Source organism: Pseudomonas sp. B329, from assembly GCF_023127835.1.
GTDB lineage: Bacteria > Pseudomonadota > Gammaproteobacteria > Pseudomonadales > Pseudomonadaceae > Aquipseudomonas > Aquipseudomonas synxantha_A.
Genome location: NZ_SPKP01000048.1, coordinates 18927 through 41037, shown reverse-complemented (window position 1 = coordinate 41037; position 22111 = coordinate 18927). Strand labels below are relative to the sequence as shown.

Annotated in this window: 20 protein-coding genes; 10 read left to right on the top strand and 10 right to left on the bottom strand. The window is 59.9% G+C overall.

Translation table 11 applies throughout. The features are described from left to right. Positions 1 to 45 precede the first annotated feature (45 nt). The 9 genes from E4P00_RS21810 to E4P00_RS21770 all read right to left on the bottom strand — a co-directional run bounded on the left by E4P00_RS21810 (position 46) and on the right by E4P00_RS21770 (position 10459). Positions 46 to 819, bottom strand: coding sequence for a 3-hydroxybutyrate dehydrogenase (locus E4P00_RS21810; protein ID WP_032876062.1), 774 nt, complete (start codon positions 817 to 819; stop codon positions 46 to 48). A 7-nt stretch (positions 820 to 826) separates the two neighbouring features. Continuing rightward, entirely contained in the window at positions 827 to 2218 is a 1392-nt protein-coding gene (locus tag E4P00_RS21805; RefSeq protein ID WP_005788811.1) for a GntP family permease, read from the bottom strand. Positions 2219 to 2498: 280 nt separating this feature from the next. After that, positions 2499 to 3902 carry a sigma 54-interacting transcriptional regulator gene (locus E4P00_RS21800; RefSeq protein WP_248133039.1) on the bottom strand — a complete coding sequence of 468 codons (1404 nt, stop codon included), beginning with the start codon at positions 3900 to 3902 and terminating at the stop codon, positions 2499 to 2501. A 22-nt stretch (positions 3903 to 3924) separates the two neighbouring features. After that, the gene (locus E4P00_RS21795) at positions 3925 to 5496 is read right to left on the bottom strand and encodes an ABC transporter ATP-binding protein (protein WP_248133037.1); all 1572 of its coding nucleotides are present in this window, start codon (positions 5494 to 5496) and stop codon (positions 3925 to 3927) included. A gap of 10 nt (positions 5497 to 5506) precedes the next feature. After that, positions 5507 to 6529, bottom strand: coding sequence for an ABC transporter permease (locus E4P00_RS21790; RefSeq protein ID WP_005788807.1), 1023 nt, complete (start codon positions 6527 to 6529; stop codon positions 5507 to 5509). Next, the gene (gene yejB, locus E4P00_RS21785; protein WP_248133035.1) at positions 6529 to 7587 is read right to left on the bottom strand and encodes a microcin C ABC transporter permease YejB; all 1059 of its coding nucleotides are present in this window, start codon (positions 7585 to 7587) and stop codon (positions 6529 to 6531) included. The genes E4P00_RS21790 and yejB overlap by 1 nt, the downstream gene beginning before the upstream one ends. After that, positions 7587 to 9446: an extracellular solute-binding protein gene (locus tag E4P00_RS21780; RefSeq protein ID WP_032876050.1), complete on the bottom strand. Its 1860-nt coding sequence runs from the start codon at positions 9444 to 9446 to the stop codon at positions 7587 to 7589. The genes yejB and E4P00_RS21780 overlap by 1 nt, the downstream gene beginning before the upstream one ends. Positions 9447 to 9576: 130 nt before the next feature. After that, positions 9577 to 9858, bottom strand: a complete 282-nt coding sequence (locus E4P00_RS21775; protein ID WP_005788801.1) for a peptidylprolyl isomerase — start codon at positions 9856 to 9858, stop codon at positions 9577 to 9579. A gap of 106 nt (positions 9859 to 9964) precedes the next feature. Further along, on the bottom strand, positions 9965 to 10459 hold the full coding sequence (locus E4P00_RS21770) for a DUF1543 domain-containing protein (protein WP_032876046.1): 495 nt from the start codon (positions 10457 to 10459) through the stop codon (positions 9965 to 9967). Positions 10460 to 10565: 106 nt separating this feature from the next. Here E4P00_RS21770 and E4P00_RS21765 point away from each other — a divergent pair, with 106 nt between their 5' ends. Then, positions 10566 to 11387, top strand: a complete 822-nt coding sequence (locus E4P00_RS21765; protein WP_032876043.1) for an aldo/keto reductase — start codon at positions 10566 to 10568, stop codon at positions 11385 to 11387. A gap of 53 nt (positions 11388 to 11440) precedes the next feature. Here the strand turns inward: E4P00_RS21765 and E4P00_RS21760 are convergent, their stop codons facing one another. Further along, a complete protein-coding gene (locus E4P00_RS21760; RefSeq protein WP_005788794.1) occupies positions 11441 to 11956 on the bottom strand; it encodes an Hcp family type VI secretion system effector in 516 nt (171 codons plus the stop codon). Positions 11957 to 12439: 483 nt separating this feature from the next. On the opposite strand from E4P00_RS21760, the gene tssA reads away from it, so the two are divergent. From tssA to tagH, 9 genes are read left to right on the top strand one after another with little or no spacing between them, the layout of a single operon-like run. After that, positions 12440 to 13993 (top strand): type VI secretion system protein TssA, encoded by a 1554-nt coding sequence (gene tssA, locus E4P00_RS21755; protein ID WP_179119833.1) that lies wholly within the window; start codon positions 12440 to 12442, stop codon positions 13991 to 13993. Positions 13994 to 14021: 28 nt separating this feature from the next. Continuing rightward, positions 14022 to 14519, top strand: coding sequence for a type VI secretion system contractile sheath small subunit (gene tssB / locus E4P00_RS21750; RefSeq protein ID WP_078821537.1), 498 nt, complete (start codon positions 14022 to 14024; stop codon positions 14517 to 14519). 27 nt (positions 14520 to 14546) lie between these two features. Continuing rightward, complete coding sequence (tssC, locus tag E4P00_RS21745) at positions 14547 to 16025, top strand: type VI secretion system contractile sheath large subunit (protein WP_005788785.1); 1479 nt, start codon at positions 14547 to 14549, stop codon at positions 16023 to 16025. A 14-nt stretch (positions 16026 to 16039) separates the two neighbouring features. Next, complete coding sequence (gene tssE, locus E4P00_RS21740) at positions 16040 to 16441, top strand: type VI secretion system baseplate subunit TssE (RefSeq protein WP_078821536.1); 402 nt, start codon at positions 16040 to 16042, stop codon at positions 16439 to 16441. Beyond that, the gene (tssF, locus tag E4P00_RS21735; protein ID WP_248133033.1) at positions 16431 to 18218 is read left to right on the top strand and encodes a type VI secretion system baseplate subunit TssF; all 1788 of its coding nucleotides are present in this window, start codon (positions 16431 to 16433) and stop codon (positions 18216 to 18218) included. Before tssE ends, tssF begins: the two co-directional genes overlap by 11 nt. Beyond that, entirely contained in the window at positions 18182 to 19195 is a 1014-nt protein-coding gene (tssG, locus tag E4P00_RS21730) for a type VI secretion system baseplate subunit TssG (protein WP_248133030.1), read from the top strand. Before tssF ends, tssG begins: the two co-directional genes overlap by 37 nt. An 8-nt stretch (positions 19196 to 19203) precedes the next feature. Next, positions 19204 to 20733, top strand: a complete 1530-nt coding sequence (locus E4P00_RS21725) for a sigma 54-interacting transcriptional regulator (protein WP_248133058.1) — start codon at positions 19204 to 19206, stop codon at positions 20731 to 20733. Between the two features lie 34 nt (positions 20734 to 20767). Continuing rightward, positions 20768 to 20899 carry a type VI secretion protein gene (locus E4P00_RS21720; RefSeq protein WP_078821533.1) on the top strand — a complete coding sequence of 44 codons (132 nt, stop codon included), beginning with the start codon at positions 20768 to 20770 and terminating at the stop codon, positions 20897 to 20899. 11 nt (positions 20900 to 20910) lie between these two features. Continuing rightward, positions 20911 to 22107, top strand: coding sequence for a type VI secretion system-associated FHA domain protein TagH (tagH, locus tag E4P00_RS21715; RefSeq protein ID WP_248133028.1), 1197 nt, complete (start codon positions 20911 to 20913; stop codon positions 22105 to 22107). Positions 22108 to 22111 lie beyond the last annotated feature (4 nt).

The window sequence follows — 22111 nt, the reverse complement described above, 5'->3', positions numbered from 1 at the left end:
GGAGCAAGCCCCCTCCCACATTTTGATCTCCGGTGTCTGGGGGGGTTATTGGGCCAGCCAGCCACCGTCGATATTCCACGCCGCACCGCGCACTTGGGCGCCAGCTTCGCTGCACAAAAACAGCACCAGCTCACCCAGCTGCGACGGCGTCACAAACTCCAGGGACGGCTGCTTTTCAGCCAGCAAATCCTGCTGCGCCTGTTGCGGGTCGATCCCACTGGCCACGCGATCATCAATCTGCTTCTGCACCAGCGGCGTCAGCACCCAGCCCGGGCAGATCGCATTGCAGGTCACATTGCTGGTGGCGGTTTCCAGGCCCACCACCTTGGTCAGGCCGATCACGCCATGCTTGGCCGCCACGTAGGCAGCCTTGCCCACTGAGCCGACCTGGCCGTGCACCGAGGCGATATTGACGATACGCCCCCAGCCCTTGGCCTTCATGCCCGGCAGGCTCAAACGTGTACTGTGGAACACCGAGGACAGGTTGATCGCGATAATCGAATCCCAGCGCTCCACCGGGAAGTCTTCCACCGCCGCCACATGCTGGATGCCGGCATTGTTGACCAGAATATCCACGCCACCGAACTCGCGCTCGGCGTAGGCGAGCATGTCGGCGATCTGCGCCGGGTCGCTGACATCCGCCGGGTGATGCCCGACCTTGCCACCAAACGCCTGCACCTGGGCGATCACCGCGCTGGCGTCGCCAAAGCCGTTGAGAATCAGGTTGGCGCCGGCCTTGGCCAGGCTCAATGCTATCCCTAAGCCGATGCCGCTGGTGGAGCCGGTGACCAGGGCGGTCTTGCCATTCAAAGTCGTCATGAAAACCTCACACAATGCCGGTGGCATAGAAAGTACCGATCACCACGAACACCGCGAGGGTCTTGATAATCGTGATGCCGAAAATGTCCTTGTAGGCTTCGCGGTGGGTCAAGCCGGTGACCGCCAGCAGCGTGATCACCGCGCCGTTGTGGGGCAGGGTGTCCATGCCGCCGCTGGCCATGGCCGCGACCCGGTGCAGCACTTCAAGAGGGATATTGGCCGCATGGGCCGCTGAAATAAAGCTCTCGGACATCGCCGCCAGGGCAATGCTCATGCCGCCGGAAGCCGAGCCGGTGATGCCCGCCAGCAGGGTCACGGTAATTGCTTCGTTGACCAGCGGGTTGGGGATGCCCTTGAGCCAGTCCGCCAGTACCAGAAAGCCTGGCAGCGAGGCGATTACTGCGCCAAAGCCGTATTCCGAGGCGGTGTTCATTGCCGCCAGCAGCGCGCCGCTGACCGCACTTTTACTGCCTTCGGCCAGCTTGCTTTTGATCGCGGAGAAGCCGAACACCAGTACCACGATAATCCCCACCAGCAACGCCGCCTGCACCGCCCAGATCGCGGTGAGCTTGGCGATTTCGGTGGTCACCGGCGCGCTCATGCCTGGCAGGCTGAGGCTGTGGGTCTTGCCGTACCACTGCGGGATCCAGTGGGTAAACAGCAGGTTCATTACCCCGACCAGAATCAACGGCGACAGCGCGATCCAGGGATTGGGCAGGCTGAGGTTCTCGGCGGTTTCCGGCTCGTTACGCAACTCGGTGCCATAACCTTCCCCGGCCCGCTGGGCCTTGTTGCGCTGGCGGGCCAGGTAGAGCATACCGGTGCAAAACACGAAGATCGTGCCGATCAGCCCCAGCCACGGCGCCGCCCAGGCAGTGGTGTTGAAGAAGGTACTGGGGATGATGTTCTGGATCTGCGGCGTGCCGGGCAGGGCGTCCATGGTGAACGAGAACGCGCCGAGGGCGATGGTTGCCGGGATCAGGCGCTTGGGGATATTGCTCTGGCGGAACATCTCCGCCGCGAACGGGTACACGGCAAACACCACCACGAACAGCGATACGCCGCCGTAAGTGAGCAGGGCGCAGACCAGCACGATCACCAGCATTGCCTGGCGCGTGCCGAGCAAGCGGATCGCAGCCGCCACGATCGAGCGCGAGAAACCCGACAACTCAATCAGCTTGCCGAACACCGCACCGAGCAGGAACACCGGGAAATACAGCTTGATAAAACCGACCATCTTTTCCATGAACACCCCGGTAAAGGCAGGGGCGACGGCTGATGGGTCGGTGAGCAGCACCGCGCCCAGGGCGGCGATGGGAGCGAACAGGATAACGCTATAGCCACGGTAGGCAGCCAGCATCAGCAGCGCGAGCGCGGCCAGGGCAATGATCACACTCATGGTGTGTCTCCATCGGATTGTTATTGTTGTGGGGTGAAGCGGTGGGAGGGCTATAGCTAGATGCGTGCCATGTTATTAACTATTTGAAAAACAACAATATTTTCAGGATTTTCAACAGCACTTTGAAGTTTTATCTCTATTTCGAGACAAACAAATACCTAATGTGGGAGGGGGCTTGCTCCCGATAGCAGTGGGTCAGGTACAGATGCTCAGCCTGACACACTGCTATCGGGAGCAAGCCCCTCTCACAATGGATTGTCTTTGTATTGAGAATTGGGTCTCAATATGGAGACTGAGTTAGCCCCAGCGCCACCATTTTCTTGTACAGCGTCGACCGCCCAAGCCCCAACTGCCTGGCGGCCTCTACCACATTCCCGGTACACGCCTGCAACGCCGCACCAATCACCTGCCGATCAAACCGCTCCCGCGCCGCCGCAAAGGTTTCACCCTCGATCGCGCCCACCGGGCCACGGACTACTGGGCTGAACGTACCAATCGCTGCACGAACCTGCGCGGCATTCAACATCAGGTCATCACTGAGCAACGCCGCCCGCTCCAGCACATTGCGCAGTTCACGGATATTGCCCGGCCATGCATGTTGTGCGAGCAACACCAGCGCCTCAGGGTCCAGTTCGTGCTGGCTGCGCAGCTCTTCGAGGATCGCCTCGCTCAACGCCGGAATATCCTCCAGCCGCTCACGCAACGGCGGTACCTGGATCGGCAGTACGTTGAGGCGGTAATACAAATCCGCACGAAACTCGCCACGTTTGATCGCTGCCTCCAGATCCATGGATGTCGCGGCAATCACCCGCACATCGCTGTGCAGCATCTCGTTGGAGCCCACCGGTTCGAATTCCTTTTCCTGCAACACCCGCAGCAATTTGCTTTGCAGCGGCAGCGGCATGTCGCCAATTTCATCGAGAAACAGCGTGCCGCCCTGGGCGATCTGGAACTTGCCGGGGCGACCCTTGCGGTCGGCGCCGGTAAACGCGCCGGGGGCGGTGCCGAAGAACTCCGCTTCGAGCAGGTCATGGGGAATCGCGGCGCTGTTGATGCTCACGAAGGCTTTGTGCGCCCGCGGTGACGCACCGTGGATAGCCTGGGCGAGCAGTTCTTTGCCGGTGCCGGTTTCCCCCAGCAGCAACACTGGCGACTCGGCACTCGCACTGCGCCGCGCCCGGCGCTTGACCTCCAGGCTGGCGGCGCTGGTGCCGATAAAATGCGCGAAGTTGTATTTGCTTTGCCGCGAGCGCAGCAGCGAGCGCGTCGAGGCCAGCTCTTGCTGCATGCTCAGGTAGCGCTCGATCAGCGGTGACAGGTTGCGCAACTCATCGAACAGCGCAAAGCCAATCGCACCGATCACCACTCCGGCATCGTCGTGGATCGGCAGGCGCATCACCACCAGCGGGCCCTTGGGGGTGTCCTGGATATCCAGCAGGATCGGCCGGTCGTTGTGCACCACCTGGCGCAACAGGCTGTTGGAAATCACCTGCTCGCAGGGCTGGCCGATGGCCTCATCGGCGCTGTGCAGGCCGAAACGCCTGGCGTAGCGCTCGTTCATCCACACGATGTTCGCGTCGCGGTCGACGATGACCGTGCCTTCGCTGGACTGCTCGATGATCTCGAACAACGACTGAATGGCCAGGCCGCGAACGTGTTGATAATCCTTGAGGCTGGTACTCATGGAGGCAGAGTCCTGTTGATCATCACAAAGGGATGTGCGCTGCAGCCAGCAGTTCTTTGGTATAGGGGTGCTGGGGCGAATCAAACACATCATGACTGGCACCGCGCTCCACTACCTTGCCATCCTTGACCACGATCATGTCATGGGCCATGGCGCGCACCACGGCCAGGTCATGGCTGATAAACAGATAAGTCAGGCCATATTTGTCCTGCAGTTCACGCAGCAACGCCACCACTTGTTTCTGCACCGTACGGTCCAAGGCCGAAGTGGGTTCGTCGAGCAGCATCAGCGCCGGTTTGAGCACCAGGGCGCGGGCGATGGCGATGCGTTGGCGCTGGCCACCGGAAAACTCATGGGGGTAGCGATGCCGGCTGGCGGGGTCGAGGCCCACGTCCTTGAGCACCTGGATCACCTGGGCATCGCGCTCGGCCAGGCTGCATGGCGCATGCACTTCCAGGCCTTCGCTGATGATCTGCTCGACCGACATGCGCGGGCTGAGGCTGCCATAGGGGTCCTGGAACACCACCTGCATCTGCTTGCGCCACGGGCGCATCTGCTGATGGTTGAGCGGGTCGAGAGCCTCACCCTGGAAGCGGATGCTGCCGGTGGAGTCAAGCAAACGCAGGATCGCCTGGCCCAACGTCGATTTGCCTGAGCCGGACTCACCGACAATCCCCAGGGTCTTGCCGCGCTGCACGCTGAGGCTGATGCCGTCGACCGCACGCAGGTAGGTCTTGCGCCGAAACAACCCGCCGCCCACGGGGAAATCGACGTTGAGGTTGTCTACTTGCAACACCGTCTCGCGCGCATCGCTGCACAGCGCATCGCCCGTGGGCTCGGCGTCCAGCAGCAGGCGGCTGTAAGGGTGCTGTGGGGCCGTGAACAAGGTCTGGCAGTCAGCCTGCTCGACAATTTCCCCGGCGCGCATCACGCAGACCCGCTGGGCGATACTGCGCACCAGGTTAAGGTCATGGCTGATCAGCAGCAGCGACATGCCCAGGCGTTGCTGCAAAGACTTGAGCAGCAGCAGGATCTTGCGCTGCACGGTCACGTCCAGCGCGGTGGTGGGCTCGTCGGCAATCAGCAACTCCGGCTCGCAGGCCAGGGCCATGGCGATCATCACCCGCTGGCGCTGGCCGCCGGACAACTGATGCGGGTAGGCCTTGAGCCGTTCCTGGGGTTTCTGGATACCCACCAGCTCCAGCAGTTCGAGAATCCGCGCCCGCGCCTGCTTGCCGCCCAGGCCCTTGTGCAGCAGCAGGGTTTCGCCGATTTGCTTTTCGATGCTGTGCAACGGGTTCAGGGACGTCATCGGCTCCTGGAAGATCATCGCAATTCGGTTACCGCGCAGTTTTTGCAGGGTAGACGGCGCTGCACCGATCAACTCCTGGCCACGATACTTGATCGAGCCCGTGGTTTCGGTACCGGCTTGCGGCAGCAGTTGCAGGATTGAATGGGCGGTCACTGACTTGCCCGAGCCCGACTCACCCACCAGCGCCAGGCACTCGCCGGGGCGCACATCCAGGCTCAGATTGCGTACCACGGTCTGGCCGCTGAACGCGACGCACAGGTCGCGGATTTCGATCAGGTTCATAGGCAATTACTCATGAGCGAGGGTCGAAGGCGTCACGCAACGCCTCGCCGATAAACACCAGCAACGACAGGATCAGCGCCAAGGTGAAAAACGCGGTCAGGCCCAGCCAGGGGGCTTGCAGGTTCTGCTTGCCCTGGGCGATCAGCTCACCCAGGGACGCGCTGCCAGCCGGCATACCGAAGCCGAGGAAATCCAGGGCGCTCAAGGTGGATATCGCCCCGGTCAAGATAAACGGCAGATAGCTCAGCGTCGCGGTCATGGCATTGGGCAGGATATGCCGGCGAATGATCTTGGCGTCGCCCAGGCCCAGGGCGCGCGCGGCCTTGACGTACTCCAGGTTGCGCCCGCGCAGGAACTCGGCGCGCACCACATCCACCAGCGCCAGCCAGGAAAACAGCGCCATGATCCCCAGCAACCACCAGAAATTCGGCTCGACGAACCCCGACAGGATAATCAGCAAGTACAGCACCGGCAGGCCGGACCACACCTCCAGAATGCGCTGCCCGAGCAAATCCACCCAGCCGCCGTAGTAACCCTGCAACGCCCCGGCGGCAATGCCGATGGCGGCGCTGATGGCGGTCAGGGCCAGGGCAAACAGGATCGACACCCTTGCGCCGAAGATCACCCGCGCCAGCACATCGCGGGACTGGTCATCGGTGCCCAGCCAGTTCACCGCCGACGGTGGGCTCGGGGCAGGGCGGGTCAGCTCATAATTGGGGGTGTCGTCGCTAAAGGGAATCGGCGGGAACAGCATCCAGCCGCCGTCCTGCTTGATCAGCTTTTGCACATAGTCACTGCGGTAATCCGCCTGGAACGGCAGCTGCCCGCCGAACTGCTGTTCGGTGTAGCGCTTGAACACCGGAAAATACAGTTCGTTCTTGAAGCTGAGCACCAAGGGTTTGTCATTGGCGATCAACTCGCCGCCCAGCGTCAGGATAAACAGGCCGATAAACAACCACAGCGACCACCAGCCACGCCGGTTTTTCTTGAAGCGTTCGAAACGCCGACGCGCAACGGGAGACAGGTCAAGCATCAGGCGTTCCTCGCAGCAAAGTCGATACGCGGGTCCACCAGGGTGTAGCAGAGGTCACCGATGAGTTTTATCAAAAGGCCGAACAGGGTGAAGATAAACAGCGAGCCGAATACCACCGGGTAGTCACGGGACACTGCCGCCTCGTAGCTCATGCGGCCCAGGCCGTCGAGGGAGAAGATCACTTCGATCAGCAGTGAGCCGGCAAAAAATACGCTGATAAACGCTTGGGGAATCCCCGAGATCACCAGCAGCATGGCATTGCGAAACACATGGCCGTACAGCACCCAGCGTTCGCTCAGGCCCTTGGCACGGGCGGTCACCACGTACTGGCGGGTAATCTCATTGAGGAACGAGTTCTTGGTGAGGATGGTCAAGGTGGCAAACCCGCCGATCACCAGCGCCGTCACCGGCAAAACCAGGTGCCAGAAATAGTCGGCAACCTTGCCCACGGTGCTCAGTTCGGCAAAGTTTTCCGACACCAGCCCGCGCACCGGGAACCAGTTCAGCGACGTACCGCCGGCGAATACCACAATCAGAAACATCGCAAACAGGAACGCCGGCATCGCGTAACCGATCACGATGGCCGTGCTGCTCCACATGTCAAAGCTGCTGCCATGGCGCACGGCCTTGCGTATCCCCAAGGGTATCGACACCAGGTAGGTGATCAGCGTCGCCCACAGGCCAAGGGAAATGGTAACTGGCATCTTTTCCAGGATCAGGTCGGTCACCGTCGCGCCGCGAAAGAAACTGTTGCCGAAGTCCAGCTGGGCGTAGTTCTTGAGCATCAGCCACAGGCGTTCCGGTGCGGACTTATCGAAGCCGTATTGTTTTTCGATGTCCTTGATCAGCTTCGGGTCCAGGCCACGACTGGCCCGGGAGCCGCTGATACCTTCGCCGGATGCGCCCGCTACACCGCCGCCGCCAATGCCTTGCAGATGGGCAATGGCCTGTTCCACCGGCCCGCCGGGCGCGGCCTGCACGATCACGAAGTTCACCAGCAGGATGATCACCAGCGTCGGGATGATCAGCAGCAGGCGCCGTACGATATAGGCAAACATCAACGGGCTCCTCCGCGTTTTTTCAGCTCGGCCTGCATTTGCTCGTTAGTCAGTGGCGTGGGGCTGACTTCCCACCAGGTTTCCAGGGCTTCGTCATTCTTCGCCTCGATCGCCGGGCGGCCGAAACGGTTCCACCACGCGGCGGAGGTGCCCGGGGGGTAATAGTTGGGGATCCACAGGTAATTCCATTGCAGCACACGGTCCAGGGCGTGGGCGTAGGTGAGCATCTGCGCCTGGGTGTCGGCCTTCACCAAACCGTTGATCAGCGTATCGACGGCCGGATCCTTGAGTGCGATGTAGTTGTTGGCGCCCGGATCGAACGCAGCGGCGGAGCCGAAGTAGTTGTACAGCTCCATGCCGGGCGAGGTGGTGACCGGAAAACCGGTGACGATCATGTCGTAGTCACGGGCCATCAGGCGGTTCACGTACTGCGACGAGTCGATGCGGCGGATATTGAGGGTGATGCCGATCTGCGCCAGGTTGCGCTTGTAGGGCAGCAACAGGCGCTCAAGCCCGTTCTGGACGTTGAGGAAGGTGAACTCCAGCGGCTCGCCCTGGGCGTTGACGAGTTTGTCACCCACCGGTTTCCAGCCAGCGTCCTCAAGCAGTGCCAGGGCTTGCAGTTGTTTATCGCGGATCATGCCGCTGCCGTCGGTGACCGGGGCCTTGAATACCTGGGTAAACACTTCATCCGGGATTTGTCCGCGCAACGGTTCCAGGATCGCCAGTTCTTCCTGGGTCGGCAATTGGCTGGCCGCCAGCGGGCTGTTGGAAAAGTAGCTTTGCTGGCGGATGTACAGGTTGCGCATCATTTGCCGGTTGGCCCATTCGAAATCCCACAGCATCGCCAAGGCCTGGCGCACGCGGCGATCTTTGAAAATCGGCTTCTGCACGTTGAACACATAGCCTTGGGCCGGTTGCGGCATCTCTTTGGCCAGGTGTGCGCGCTGCAGGCGACCATCGTCCAGCGCCGGGCCGTTGTAGCCGATGGAATAGCCGGTGGCGGAGAATTCACGGTTGAAGTCGTAGGCGCCGCCGCGCAGCACCTGGCGCGCCACTTCGGTGTCGCCGAAGTATTCCAGGCTCAGGTGATCGAAGTTGTACAGGCCACGGCTGACCGGCAAATCCTTGCCCCACCAATCCGGATCGCGGGTAAAGGTGATGGTGCTGCCGGAGTCGATCTTGCTGACCTTGTACGGGCCGCTGCCCAGCGGGGCTTCGTAGCCGCCGCCATTGGCAAAGTCGCGGGTCTTCCACCAATGCTCCGGGAACACCGGCAAGGTGGCGATATCCAGGGGCAGGGTGCGGTTGTCGTTGCTGGAGAAGTCGAAGCGTACCTGACGCTCGCCTTCGACTTCGACGTGCTTGACGTCGGCAAACAACGTGCGAAAGCGCAGGCTGCCTTGGGTCATCAGCAGATCGAAGCTGTAGCGCACGTCTTCGGCTGTAATCGGGGTACCGTCGGCGAAACGCGCCTTGGGATTGAGGTAGAAACGTAGCGACAGGCCGTCGTCGGCGCGCTCCATTTTTTCTGCAACCAGGCCATAAACGGTGTAGGGCTCATCCAGCGAGCGCAGCGCCAGGGGCGCATACACCCAGCCGTCGACCTGAGACACGCCAATACCTTTGTCGATATACGGCAGCACATGATCAAACCGCCCGACCTCCAGCGCCGAGCGCCGCAGGCTGCCGCCCTTGGGCGCGTTGGGGTTGGCATAGTCGAAGTGGCTGAAACCGGCGGGGTACTTGGCGGGCTCGCCGTAAACCGTCAGGTAGGTTTGCGGGGCCGCGATCGCCGCAGTGCTGGCCATCAGCAGGGCCAGGGTGGAGCAGAGCAGAGATGAAAAAGCCAATCGCATTATCAGCCTTGAACGCCGGGTTAAGAAGAATAGGGATTTGTACGCTAACGGCCTGGGCATCGCCAGTCATCACATGCACAACGGCCCGCCAAAGGGCGGGCCGTTGTTTATCGCATCTGCGCCGATTGAATCAATCCTGGCGGCTGGTGACTTCCAGCAGGTGATAACCGAACTGGGTTTTCACCGGGCCCTGCACGGTATTGACCGGGGCGCTGAATACGACAGTGTCGAATTCCTTGACCATTTGGCCTGGGCCGAACGAACCCAGGTCACCGCCCTGGCGGCTGGATGGGCAGGACGAATTGGCTTTGGCGATTTCTGCGAAATCAGCGCCGCCTTCGATTTGGGCCTTGAGTTCGTTGCACTTGTCTTCAGTGGAAACGAGGATGTGACGGGCGGTGGCTTTGGCCATGGGGAATAACTCCTAGAGTAAAAAACGGTGAGCGTACCGGATTCAGGCGGTTATTTCCTGGCAAAGTTCCGCTGTTGTTCAGTCCTGCCTTTTTCAGCGTGGCGGTTCAAGGCAACACGATGTAGTCGTTGCGCTGCACGATCGGTTGGTGCGGCCCCTGCACCAGGTGGATGTAACGGCCGTCCACCAAGTCGATCGGCAGGCAGTCGTCAATATCCAGCACGCCGTCGGTGTGGGCCTGGGACCAGTGGCGCAGCATCTGCTGCTTGCCCTGGCTCATGGCCTGCTGTTTGTTACGAGCGACTACCAGCAGGTAGTGATGGGCCTCGCCGAAACTATGGGCTTCATAGCCCCCGAGGTTGATGAAGTACAGGCGGGGCGCGTCGCCATGAGGCGCCAGATGGCTCAGTTCAACTTTCCAGCCGTCGACGCCGTCGACCGCCATCCATGAGTCGATGTGCACACCCTTGGGGCTGCCAAACCAGGCGTCGCGCAATTGCGGGTAGCTGGCCTGCAACGTATCCGCCACGGCGAACACTACATCGTGTACTTCGATTTTTGCCCGTGGATGCTTGCCCCCGAGCATGACGACAAACAGCATTACCGGTGATTCCTGGCGACTGGCGAAAGGGCAACCATACTGCGATTGAACCCTTTTGTCCGCTCAATGCCACATTGTTAATCAGCACACTCACCAGGAGGTTGTCATGCGTACCATTGATCTGGCCGGTGTTCCCGTCCCTGTCATCGGCCAGGGGACCTGGCGCATGGGCGAAGACCCAAGCCGGCGCCGCGCCGAAGTTGCTGCGCTGCAACTGGGTATAGATGAGGGCCTGACGCTCATCGATACCGCCGAGATGTATGGCGACGGCGGTGCCGAAGAGGTGGTCGCAGAGGCGATTCGTGGCAAGCGCGACCAGGTATTTCTGGTCAGCAAGGTCTATCCGCATAACGCCAGCCAAAAGGGGGTGCCTCGCGCCTGCGAAGCCAGCCTTCAGCGCCTTGGCACCGATTACATTGATTTGTATCTGTTGCACTGGCGCGGCCAGTACCCACTTGAAGAAACTGTCGAAGCGTTCGAGCGTTTGCGCGAGGCCGGCAAAATCGGCCGCTGGGGTGTTTCCAACTTCGATGTGGCAGACCTGCAGGAGCTCGCATCCCCTGCATGTGCGACCAATCAAGTGCTCTACAACATTGAAGAGCGCGGGATCGAGTTCGACCTGTTGCCATGGTGGCAACAGCATCATTTACCACTGATGGCTTATTGTCCCATCGCCCAGGGTGGTGAGCTGCTGTCGAGCCCGACCCTCAAGCAGATCGCACGTCGCCATGAGGTCACACCGGCCCAGGTATCGCTGGCGTGGGTCCTGCGCCAGGAGGGTGTCATCGCAATCCCCAAGGCGGTCACACCTGAACACATCCGACTCAACGCCGCAGCTGCGAAGCTGGTGTTGGATGAACATGACCTGGACGCTATCGATCGTGTGTTCGCAGCGCCCAAGCGTAAGCACCCATTGGCGATGGTGTAACCGGCCAGCAGGAACGGCGCCTTCCCTGGCAGCTGTTCCCGCTCTAGCCGTGGTTAGCCGGCCACTGGGCTGCGCCAGTCGTCCGAGCCGGAAGTTCCGGCCACTTCGTGAGTCCAGATGATCTTGCGATAGGTGAAGTGCACATCCTCCAGATGAGTGAAGTGGGCGTTGTCGGGGTCCTGGCAGTTGGGCATGCGTGACTGGATGTCCACGATAGTCGCACCCTCCAGTTCAATGGTGAAGTAGTGCTCCTGGGTTCCGGCGGACGAGGTGCGTAGCCATTCGAGGCGGCAGGAGACTTCTTCACCGCTGGTCAGGGCGCTGAACAGCAGCGGTGACGATTTATCGAAAACCTTGCTGATCATCAGCGGCTTGTGCACGCGCTGACCTGTCGGCTGGCCCGATTGCGGATCGCGAGGAATGATCACCTGATGGGCAAATGCCTGGACCAGTATCTGATCCTCATGACCTTCCTGATAAATGTTGCCTACCGAGTCCTGAGTAAATGTGCCTGCCGTGATCAAACCTTGTTTGACTCCGGTGATGGAGAGGTACGCGGGTGTTGGCATGATTGGTTTCCTTGCCGGGTTGAGTAGGTTTTGCCGAACAGCGAAATGGCTGAACGGGTAGGTGCCTATAACCTATAACAAGAAGCGTGCCTGAAAGTGTGAAGTTCAATGAAATAAGGGCGAGCGATGTTTGATGGGCTGCGTATTGGTTTTTTATTCAGGGCTATGGGCTGTTTTTAGTTATAAAGGTTGCGCATCAATGCGCACTTAGTTGCTCACGTGTTTTTAGGGTGAAGTACACGGCCGGCCGAGCTAACAGAGTTGTTGTTACTCGAATGTGTGCGCAAATAGCTGCGCAGGCCAAGATTATAGCGGTGCGTAGGATGTTTCTTAAGTTTCGGTCCGTCGCTTGCTGATTGGTTTATGCATGGCTAAGGTTCCTGTGTCTCGATATGTTTGAACGGAACTTAAGGGCTCTCTGATACGTACTTTAATGGCGTTAAGTTTGCCTATTTTGCCTTGGATGGTTGTGTGCGGCCGAAAATGAGTCATTCAAAAGAACTGTATGCCTATTATTTGCTACTTGCACGAGCAGCCTGTTCGCCAGGTAGTTTCGTGGGTATTGATATGCGCTTTTCCAACGAGTTCGAAGCGCTGGAAGGCGAACTTGGCAAAGCGCAGTCGGTTCATGGCAATGGGCTGCCGGATTGGCAGCGGGTCAGCGAAATCAGCGAATGCCTGCTGCGTGAGCACTCCAAGGATCTGCGTGTCGCCTGCTGGTTGACCTGGGCCTTGTATCAGCGTGATTCATTGGCTGGATTGCTGGCCGGCCTCGGTGTGCTGCGTGAGCTCTGCGAGCACCATTGGGTGCACGTCTACCCTGGCAAACTGCGTACCCGCGTTGCAGCGTTTGGCTGGTTGGTGTCGCGCCTTGAGCAAGCGTTTGCAAAAAAAATCTCGCTCAATGATCAACAGCCTTTATTTCAAGCGTTGCTGGAACACCTCGAACATCTGGACCAACTATGGGCCCAACATCTGGGGAGTGATGCTCCCGTGCTGCTGCCGATTCGACGGCAATTGGCGGAGCGCCTGGCCGATGCCGCGCAAGGGGCGCCAGAAGCTGATGGGGGCGCGGGTGCTATTCCCGGCGTGAGGCAAGCGGCGGTCCAGTTGCCCACCCCCGAGCAATCGGTCAACAGCGAAAAAGAGGCGCACAAATTACTGCGCTCATTACAGGAACAGGCCCGGCCTTTATGCGCCTGGTGGTTGCGCCAGAACGCCACCGACCTGCGGGCTTTGCGCCTGGGCCGAACCTTGGCGTGGCTGATGCTCGTCAACTACCCCGACGCCAACAGTGAACGCATAACCGCGCTGCGCCCATTGGCCGCCGACAAGCTCAAGCGTTATCAGGAGCGCTTGAGCCAAGGCCATTACGCCGATGTGCTTTTCGAACTGGAAGTCAGTCTGGCCGGTGCGTTGTTCTGGTTCGATGGTTTGCGCATGGCCTGGGAGTGTCTGGACGGCTTGCACGCGGACCTGGCCATGGCCGAACTGGAGATACATTTCGCGCTGCTGCTGCAGCGCCTGCCAAACCTGACGGAGTACCGCTTCGACGACGGCACCCCCTTTGCCGACACTGCGACAGCCGAGTGGATTGCGCTGCACGTGATGCGCCATGTGCGCAAGCCTGCGCCCAGTGAAGTCGTGAGCGACCTGACGACCCAACCCTGGGACGCGGCGTTGGACGCGGTAATGCCTTGTCTGCGCAAGGACGGGCTCAAAGCCGCGGTGGGTGTGATCAAGCAAGGCTTGCAGGGCGCGGTCAGTGATCGCTGCCGTTTTCATTGGCGCCTGGCGCTGGCCAGGCTGTGCATGGCGGCCGGCAAACACGAGCTGGCCAGGATCCAGCTGGAGCAACTCGATCTTCAATTACAGCGCACGGGCCTGGAAAGTTGGGAGCCGGCGTTGGCCCTGCAAGTCGCTCAGCTCCTGTACCGCTGCTACGACCTGCTACCTCAAAGCCAAGCCATACGCGACGGCAAGGATGCCCTGCATCGCCGGTTGTGTCATTTCGACCTGGAAGCAGTACTTCAATAGCGCCTCATTAAATAAAAGGAAAAGCACCATGGCCAAAGACGGTTCGGTAGCCCCCAAGGAACGTATCAATATTACCTTCAAACCCGCCCTCGGCGGTGCCCAGGAAGAGGTCGAGCTACCGTTGAAGCTGCTGGTGCTGGGGGATTTTTCCCAACGTGCGGACCTGCGCAAGCTGGAAGATCGCAAGCCCATCGGTATCGACAAGCACACCCTCGACGAGGTGTTGGCCAAGCAAGCAGTGAGCCTGACGCTGAACGTACCCAATCGCCTCCAGGATCAAGCCGACGTGGAAGAACTGGCGATCCAGGTTCGCATCAACGCGATGAAAGACTTCAATCCCGCGAATCTTGTCGAGCAGATCCCGGAGTTGCAAAAGCTGATGGCACTGCGTGAAGCACTGGTGGCGCTCAAGGGACCATTGGGCAACACCCCAAGCTTTCGCAAGGCGATCGAGCAGGCATTGACCCATGGTGATTCCCGCGCACGAGTTCTGGCCGAGCTTGGGCTGCCCAGCCCAGACGCCTGACATTTTCAGTAAAAGGACACTGATACCATGACCACGATTCAACACGAGCTGCAATCGGTACAGACTATCCACACCTGCAGCATCCTCGACAACATCACCGCCCAGACATTGCTGAGCGCCGACGACGAGGCTTACGGCATCGCCAAGCGCGGCGTATCGGCGTTTATCGCGGAGCTGCTCAAGCCACACAACCGTGACGAACCGGTAAAGAAACGCCTGGTCGACCGGATGATCGCCGAAATCGATACCAAGCTCAGCCAGCAAATGGATGAGATCCTGCACCATCCCGACTTCCAGGCGCTGGAAGCTTCCTGGCGGGGGTTGCAGTTGCTGGTCGACCGCACCAATTTTCGCGAGAACATCAAGATCGAGCTGTTGAATGTCTCACGCGAAGACCTGCTGGATGATTTCGAGGATTCCTCGGAAATCACTCAGTCCGGGCTTTACAAGCATGTTTACAGCGCTGAATACGGTCAGTTCGGTGGGCAGCCGGTGGGTGCGATCATTGCCAATTATTTTCTCTCGCCCAGTGCGCCCGATGTAAAGCTGATGCAATACGCCTCCAGCGTCGCCAGCATGGCTCACGCCCCCTTTATTGCTGCGGCGGGGCCGAGTTTCTTTGGCTTGGAAAGCTTCACCGGGCTGCCCGACCTGAAAGACCTGCGGGATCATTTCGAAGGGCCGCAGTTTGCCAAATGGCAAAGCTTTCGCCAGAGCGAAGACGCCCGTTACATTGGCCTTACTGTCCCGCGCTTTCTGTTGCGCACCCCGTATGACCCCCTTGAGTGCCCAGTCAAGACCTTTGCGTATCAGGAAAACGTGGTTAACAGCCACGAGCATTACCTGTGGGGCAATACCGCCTATGCCTTTGCCACACGCCTGACAGACAGTTTCGCTCGCTTTCGCTGGTGCCCGAATATCATCGGGCCGCAAAGCGGCGGGGCCGTCGAGGACCTCCCACTGCATCACTTCCAGAGCATGGGCGAGATTGAAACCAAGATCCCTACTGAAGTGCTGGTATCGGATCGGCGCGAATACGAGCTGGCGCAAGAAGGGTTCATCGCCTTGACCATGCGCAAGGGCAGCGACAATGCAGCGTTCTTTTCCGCCAGCTCCGTGCAAAAGCCCAAATCCTTTGGCATCAGTGAAGAAGGCAGGGCGGCAGAACTGAATTACCGCTTGGGCACCCAATTGCCCTACATGATGGTGGTCAACCGCCTGGCCCATTACCTCAAGGTTCTGCAACGCGAACAGTTGGGCGCTTGGAAAGAGCGCACGGACCTTGAGCAGGAACTCAACAAGTGGGTTCGCCAATATGTGGCGGACCAGGAAAACCCCAGCGCCGAAGTGCGTGGACGGCGCCCACTGCGTGCCGCGCGCATCGTCGTCAGTGATGTCGAGGGCGAGCCAGGCTGGTACCGCGTCAACGTGACAGTGCGCCCGCATTTCAAGTACATGGGGGCAGACTTCACCTTGTCCCTGGTTGGCAAGCTCGATAAAGAATGAGCAGAGGCCAGGGCATGATTCAGCACAACAGCCTTTTCGAGCGTCTTGAATACGGTGCATCGACTCGAGGGTGTCCTGTGGCGTCCATCGCCGCACATCTGGGGAAAATGCTCAGCACACGTGCGGGCAGTGTCCAGACACTGGCTGATTATGGTTTGCCTGATCTCAACGACATGCGACTGAGCCTGCATGAATCATTGACTCAGTCGCGGCTGCATATCGAGCGTTTTATCCAGGCCTACGAACCGCGACTGGCGAATGTGCATGTCAGGCTGTTGCCCGATGTGCGTGGGTCCCTGGTCCTGGCATTTGCAATTGAAGCTGAGCGAGTTATCGACGGCGTCCTGCAACCGGTCGTGTTTCAGGCCCGTCTTGCGCAAGCCGGGCGGGTAGAGGTTTTCGTCCATGACGTTTAACCGCTACTTTCAAAGTGAACTCAGCGCGCTGCGCCAACAAGGGCGGCGTTTTTCCGAGCGCAATCCAGCTCTGGCGCCGTTTCTTGCTGAGGCCGGCCAGGACCCGGATGTCGAGCGTTTACTGGAGGGGGTTGCATTTCTGACCGCTCGCCTGCGACAAAAGCTGGATGACGAACTGCCGGAGCTGACGCATTCGTTGATGCACTTGTTATGGCCCCATTACATGCGGCCAACACCGGCCTTCAGCATCCTGCAATTCGACCCCTTGAAACGTGCCGGCCCCAGTGTTCGAGTGGCCCGGGACACCGCCGTGGAAAGCGCTCCCATCAAGGGTGAGCGTTGCCGGTTCCGCACATGCTATGCCACCGACATCATGCCCCTGCAACTCAGTGGCCTGGAATACCGCTGCCAGGGCGAGGGAGCCTGGCTGGAGTTGCAACTGACCATGAGTACCCAAGGTAACTTCAGTGAGTTGGCATTTGATTCGCTGAGGCTGCACTTGGCTGGCGACCACTACATCAGTCAGGGCCTGTACCTCAGCCTGTTGCGCCATGTCGACAGTATCTGCCTGTCGCTGCTGGATCACGAGGGTGTACTGGTGAGGACCCGCGACGGGCAACCTGTAACGCTGCGCCTCAGTGCCGGCCAGGTCCAGCCAGTGGGGTTTTCCCCGGAGCAGGCGCTGATTCCTTATCCGCAGAATACCTTTGATGGTTATCGGCATCTGCAGGAGTACTTCGCTTTTCCCGAGAAATACCTGTTTGTCGACGTCGAAGGGCTGAACGTGGTGCACACGCTGCCTGACGAGCTGCTCCGGGAGGCGCATGGCATGGTGATGCGCTTCGAACTTCACACCCAGGGCCGTGATCCCCTGCGTCCAACCCTGGACAACGTGAAGCTGTATTGCACGCCCATCGTCAACCTGTTCAAACAGGATGCGATCCCCATTCGCCTGGACGGTAAACAGGATGAGTACCTGTTGGTACCTGGGGAATATACGCCGGGCAATGCCAGTGTGTTTTCCGTGGACCAGGTCACCGGGTGGCGCCCCGGCGGGTTGGGCTATCAGACCTATGTGCCGTTCGAGTCGTTCGAACATGACTGCGATCACGAGGCTACGGCGGCCCCCTCCAGTTACAGCATTCGCCAGCGTTCGTCGGTACAGCATGGCGGGCTTGATACCTGGATGGGATTCCCCAGCCGCCGCGAACAGGGCCAGGAAACCCTGTCGGTCGAACTGACCTGTACCAATTGCAACCTGCCGCGCCAACTTCGTGCAGGCGAAATCAGCCTGCCCGGGGAACAGACCCCGGAGTCATTGGGGTTTTGCAACATCACCACACCCACCGCGAGCTTTGCGCCGCCACTGGACCAGGATTTTTTGTGGAAGCTCATCAGCAATATGTCGGTCAACTATCTGTCGTTGACCGATATCAATGCCTTGAAAGTGATACTCCAAACCTACGACTTGCCACGCTATCACGATCGACAGGCGCTGAAGGTCAGTCAGAAAAGGTTGAGCGCTTTGCGCTCCATTCGCCATGAGGCGGTGGACCGTCTGCACCGCGGGCTGCCTGTTCGAGGCTTGCAGGTCGAGCTGACGGTTGATCCCCAGGGCTTTGTCGGTCAGGGCGATCTGTTTGTATTCGCCTCTGTTCTCAATCAGTTCTTTGCACTCTATGCCAGCCTCAATTCGTATCACGAGTTGCGGGTCATCAGCACACAAGGAGACGTGTACCTATGGCCATCCCGGATGGGGCAGCAACCGCTGTTTTGACTCAACTTTGCCGTGTGATTCGTGAGTACACGCTATTTCAGGCGATTGTGCAGGTCATCGAACGACTGCGCGAGGCCCATCCGCTGCTGGATGACGAGGCGCTGTATGACCAATTGGAGTTCCAGGCCAACCCCGGTTTTGGGTTTGCCGCGCACGATATCGACCGCGTGGAGTTTTTCAGCGAGCACGGGGCCTTGCGCGCTCGCTTGCGTCTCAACGTATTGGGGTTATTCGGTGCCGGCTCGCCGCTGCCTGCGTTTTACGCCGAGCAAGCGTTTGCAGAGCGTTCGGGCGGCAACCCGACTCGGGATTTCCTTGATCTGTTCCATCACCGCCTGCAGCGCTTGATGTTGCCGATCTGGCGCAAATACCGTTATCGGGCGTGTTTCCGGGCAGGTGCTAACGACAGGTTTTCCGAGCAGATGTTTGCCTTGATGGGGCTGGGCGACAGCGCAATTCGCAGTGCTTCGCAGCTTGATTGCAAGCGCCTGCTGCCTTATCTGGGCCTGCTGAGTTTGCGAGTGCACTCGGCTGCGCTGCTCGAGGCTGTCCTGCGTTACTACTTCAAGCACGACGCGTTGTTTATCGAGCAATGGGTGGAGCGCACGGTCGAGGTCAGCCAGTTGCAATGCAATCATCTGGGGCGGGCCAACAGTGCCCTTGGTCAGGACCTTGTCCTGGGGCATCGCATCGCTGACCGCAGCGGTAAGTTCAGGGTGCATCTTCCGGCGCTGGGTTGGCAGCGTTTCCATGATTTTCTGCCTATCGCTGAGGCGTACCAGCGGCTGTGCGCGCTGGTGCGACTGACCCTGCGCGACCCTCTGGAATACGACCTGCGCCTGACGTTGGCGCCGGGCGAGGTCAGACCGTTGCACATCGGCGAAAACACGCTTTGCCGCCTGGGCTGGACCACCTGGCTGGCGCATGAACAGGCCGACGGCGTGGTTACGCTTGCCGGCAATTTTCACAGGGGTTGATGATCATGATGAATGTGGACCTGCCAGGCGAATTGTCCGACCCACTGGTATACGCCAATGCGCTGGCCGCCTGCTTTACACGCCTGGCGTTGTGCCGTGATGAACAGGCGCTGCCTGACGCGCTCGTCGCCGGTGTGGCACAACTGAGCCAGTGCGAACTCAGCCAGTTTTACCTGCTCAATGAAGTGACCGGCCGCCTTGAACTGATTGCGCAACATTTGTCCGAGGCGGCATCGATGGTCGTCGCGGTCGCAGATTCTGATCTGCACCATCCACCCCTGTTGAACCATACCTTGAGCCAAGGTGCTGTCCTGAGCCTGGAAGATGTGCAGAGCAGTTGCCATGACGTTAATTTCCTGCCCGTACCGGTGAAGCCCTGGCGGGCGCTGTTGAGCGTGCCGTTGCTCAATCGTGGTGAGCGGGTCGCCGGTGTGCTGCTGTGCGCTCGGCAACAGCCGGGCCAGTTGCAAGGCTACGCCACCTCCCTGGCGCAGTTGGGCAGCTTCGCCGTGAACCAGCTGCTGGTACTGCGCAGTATGCAGCCCAACGTTGATTCAAGGCTCAGGTGCAACAAGCCATTGGCCAGGGAGTACGGATTGATTGGCTCCAGTGCGGCGATGAAACAGACGTGCCATTTGATCAGTAAAGTCCTGCATACCCCGTATACCGTACTGCTGTGCGGCGAGACCGGTACCGGCAAGGAAGTGGTAGCTCGGGCCATTCATGCGGCCGGCCCGCGCCGGGAGAAAGCCTTCGTCGTGCAGAACTGCGCAGCGTTCCCTGAAGGGCTGCTTGAGAGCGAGCTCTTCGGTTATCGCAAAGGTGCGTTCACGGGGGCCGAGCGCAATCATGCGGGTCTGTTTGATGCCGCGCACGGCGGTACATTGCTGCTGGATGAAATCGGCGACATGCCGCTGGCACTGCAAGCCAAATTGCTGCGGGCCTTGCAGGAGGGCGAGGTCCGGCCGCTGGGTGCCAGCGCGGCGCATAAGGTCGACGTGCGGATCATTGCGGCCACTCATCGCGACCTCGCTGCGATGGTCGCCGAGGGGCGCTTTCGCGAAGACCTCTATTACCGGCTCGTGCAGTTTCCGATCACGTTACCGGCCCTGCGCGAGCGAGACGGCGACCTGCTGCAACTGGCGCGCTATTTCACTGACGAGGCGTGCGCGGCGCTGGAGAGGTCTCCCGTGGGTTGGTCCACCCTGGCCCTTGATCAACTGTCCGGCCACGCCTTTCCCGGCAACGTACGCGAGCTTAAATGCATGGTTGAGCGTGCCGTGTTGTTGTGTGACGCCGGCGTGATCTTGCCGGAGCACCTGGCGTTGCCACCGACTGCGGCGCCGGCCGCGAGCGACGATGTGACGCTGCGCCAGCGCATGGAACGAGTAGAGCGAGTGTTCCTGCTCGATTGCTTGCACAAGAACCATGGCAATCGCACCCGTACCGCGCGGGAGCTAGGGGTTGCCCGACGCACGCTGCTTTACCGTCTTGCACGCTTGAATATCCTCGTCGGCGATGCCAGGGGGAAATGCTAGTGGTGCACTTGATTTTTACTGTGGGAGAAACCTGATGCCTGACCGTCCATGGCACGCCGTGTTGCTTGTGTTGTGTTTGCTGGGTGGCTGTAACGCCAACTACGTGTTCGATGATGCCGAGTACCGTCCTCTGGGTGACCCACAGGCAATTATTCGTGGCCGATGAATAGAGGGATCATGACGATGCAGCTTGTGTTTGAGGTCTGTACGGTCGACAGCGCCAGCGCCGAACCCTCGGCCCACAAAGTATTTGACGCAGTGGGCGGCGTGATTGGCCGCGGCCCCGGATGTGACTGGGTGATACCCGACCCCAGCCGCGTGCTCTCCAGTCACCATGGATTAGTCGGTTACCGTGAGGGACGCTATTTCCTGACTGATATCAGCCGCAACGGTATTGGCGTGGCAGGCAGTGCTGAACGCCTGCGCAAGGGGCAGGCGCGATTGATCAATGATGGCGATGTATTCGAACTTGGGGCGTTGGTGCTACGTGCGCGTTTGTTGCAACCCGCACGACCTTGCGGCGAGCTGCGTGCCAGTGTGGCAGTACCGATTCCCGATGATGCCTTCCTGTCCCTGGACCCTCTGCACGCGCTGGACCTGGAGCACCAGCAGCAGGCCATCTCGGATGACCTGGCAGCATTGAGCGAGGCCGTTGATGAGCAAGGGGTGTGGGCCGAACGCCACGGGACCGATAGGGAGCATGTGACATTCCCGCGCCGGGCAGAACCCGGGGTAGAGGTTGCTGCGGTGCACGTTAGTGCAATGGCACCCTCGACTGATGAAGTGTTCTGGTCACAGTTCGCGGCGGCCTTGGGCGTGGGGCTCGACGCACTCGATCCAGCGGCCAGGGAGGTGTTGGCGATCAAGGTGGCGGGCTTGTTTCGCTTGACGATCCAGGGGCTGCAACAAGCCCTGCGCACGCGTGAAGAGTTGCATCACGAATGGGGGAGGTCGTCGTTCGACAGTCAGGGCGCAGCCCAGAACCCCTTGAAAATGTTCAGCGACACCAACGCGGCGTTATCCGCACTGCTGGATACAGGGGCTTTGGGCCAAATGCCCGCCTCGCGGGCGATTGGTCTGGCTCATCGGGAGCTGCAGGTACATCAGGTCGCGCTGCAGGCTGCGTGTCGCAGCACCGTGAACAAGGTGTACACGGCCTTCGAGCCGAACCATTTGGCCTGGTGCTTTGAATCTCAGGGCAAGCCGCCACGATTTTTCACCGATGGCGCGCGTTGGCGTGCTTACCAGCGTCACTACCAGCGTTTGGTGGCGCAAGGGCCGTTGAACGATCGCCCGTTGAACGGCGATTTCGCCACGGCCTATGAAGAACAGGTGCGCCTGATCTCCTCCCTGCACATTGATTTTTCAGGATGATATT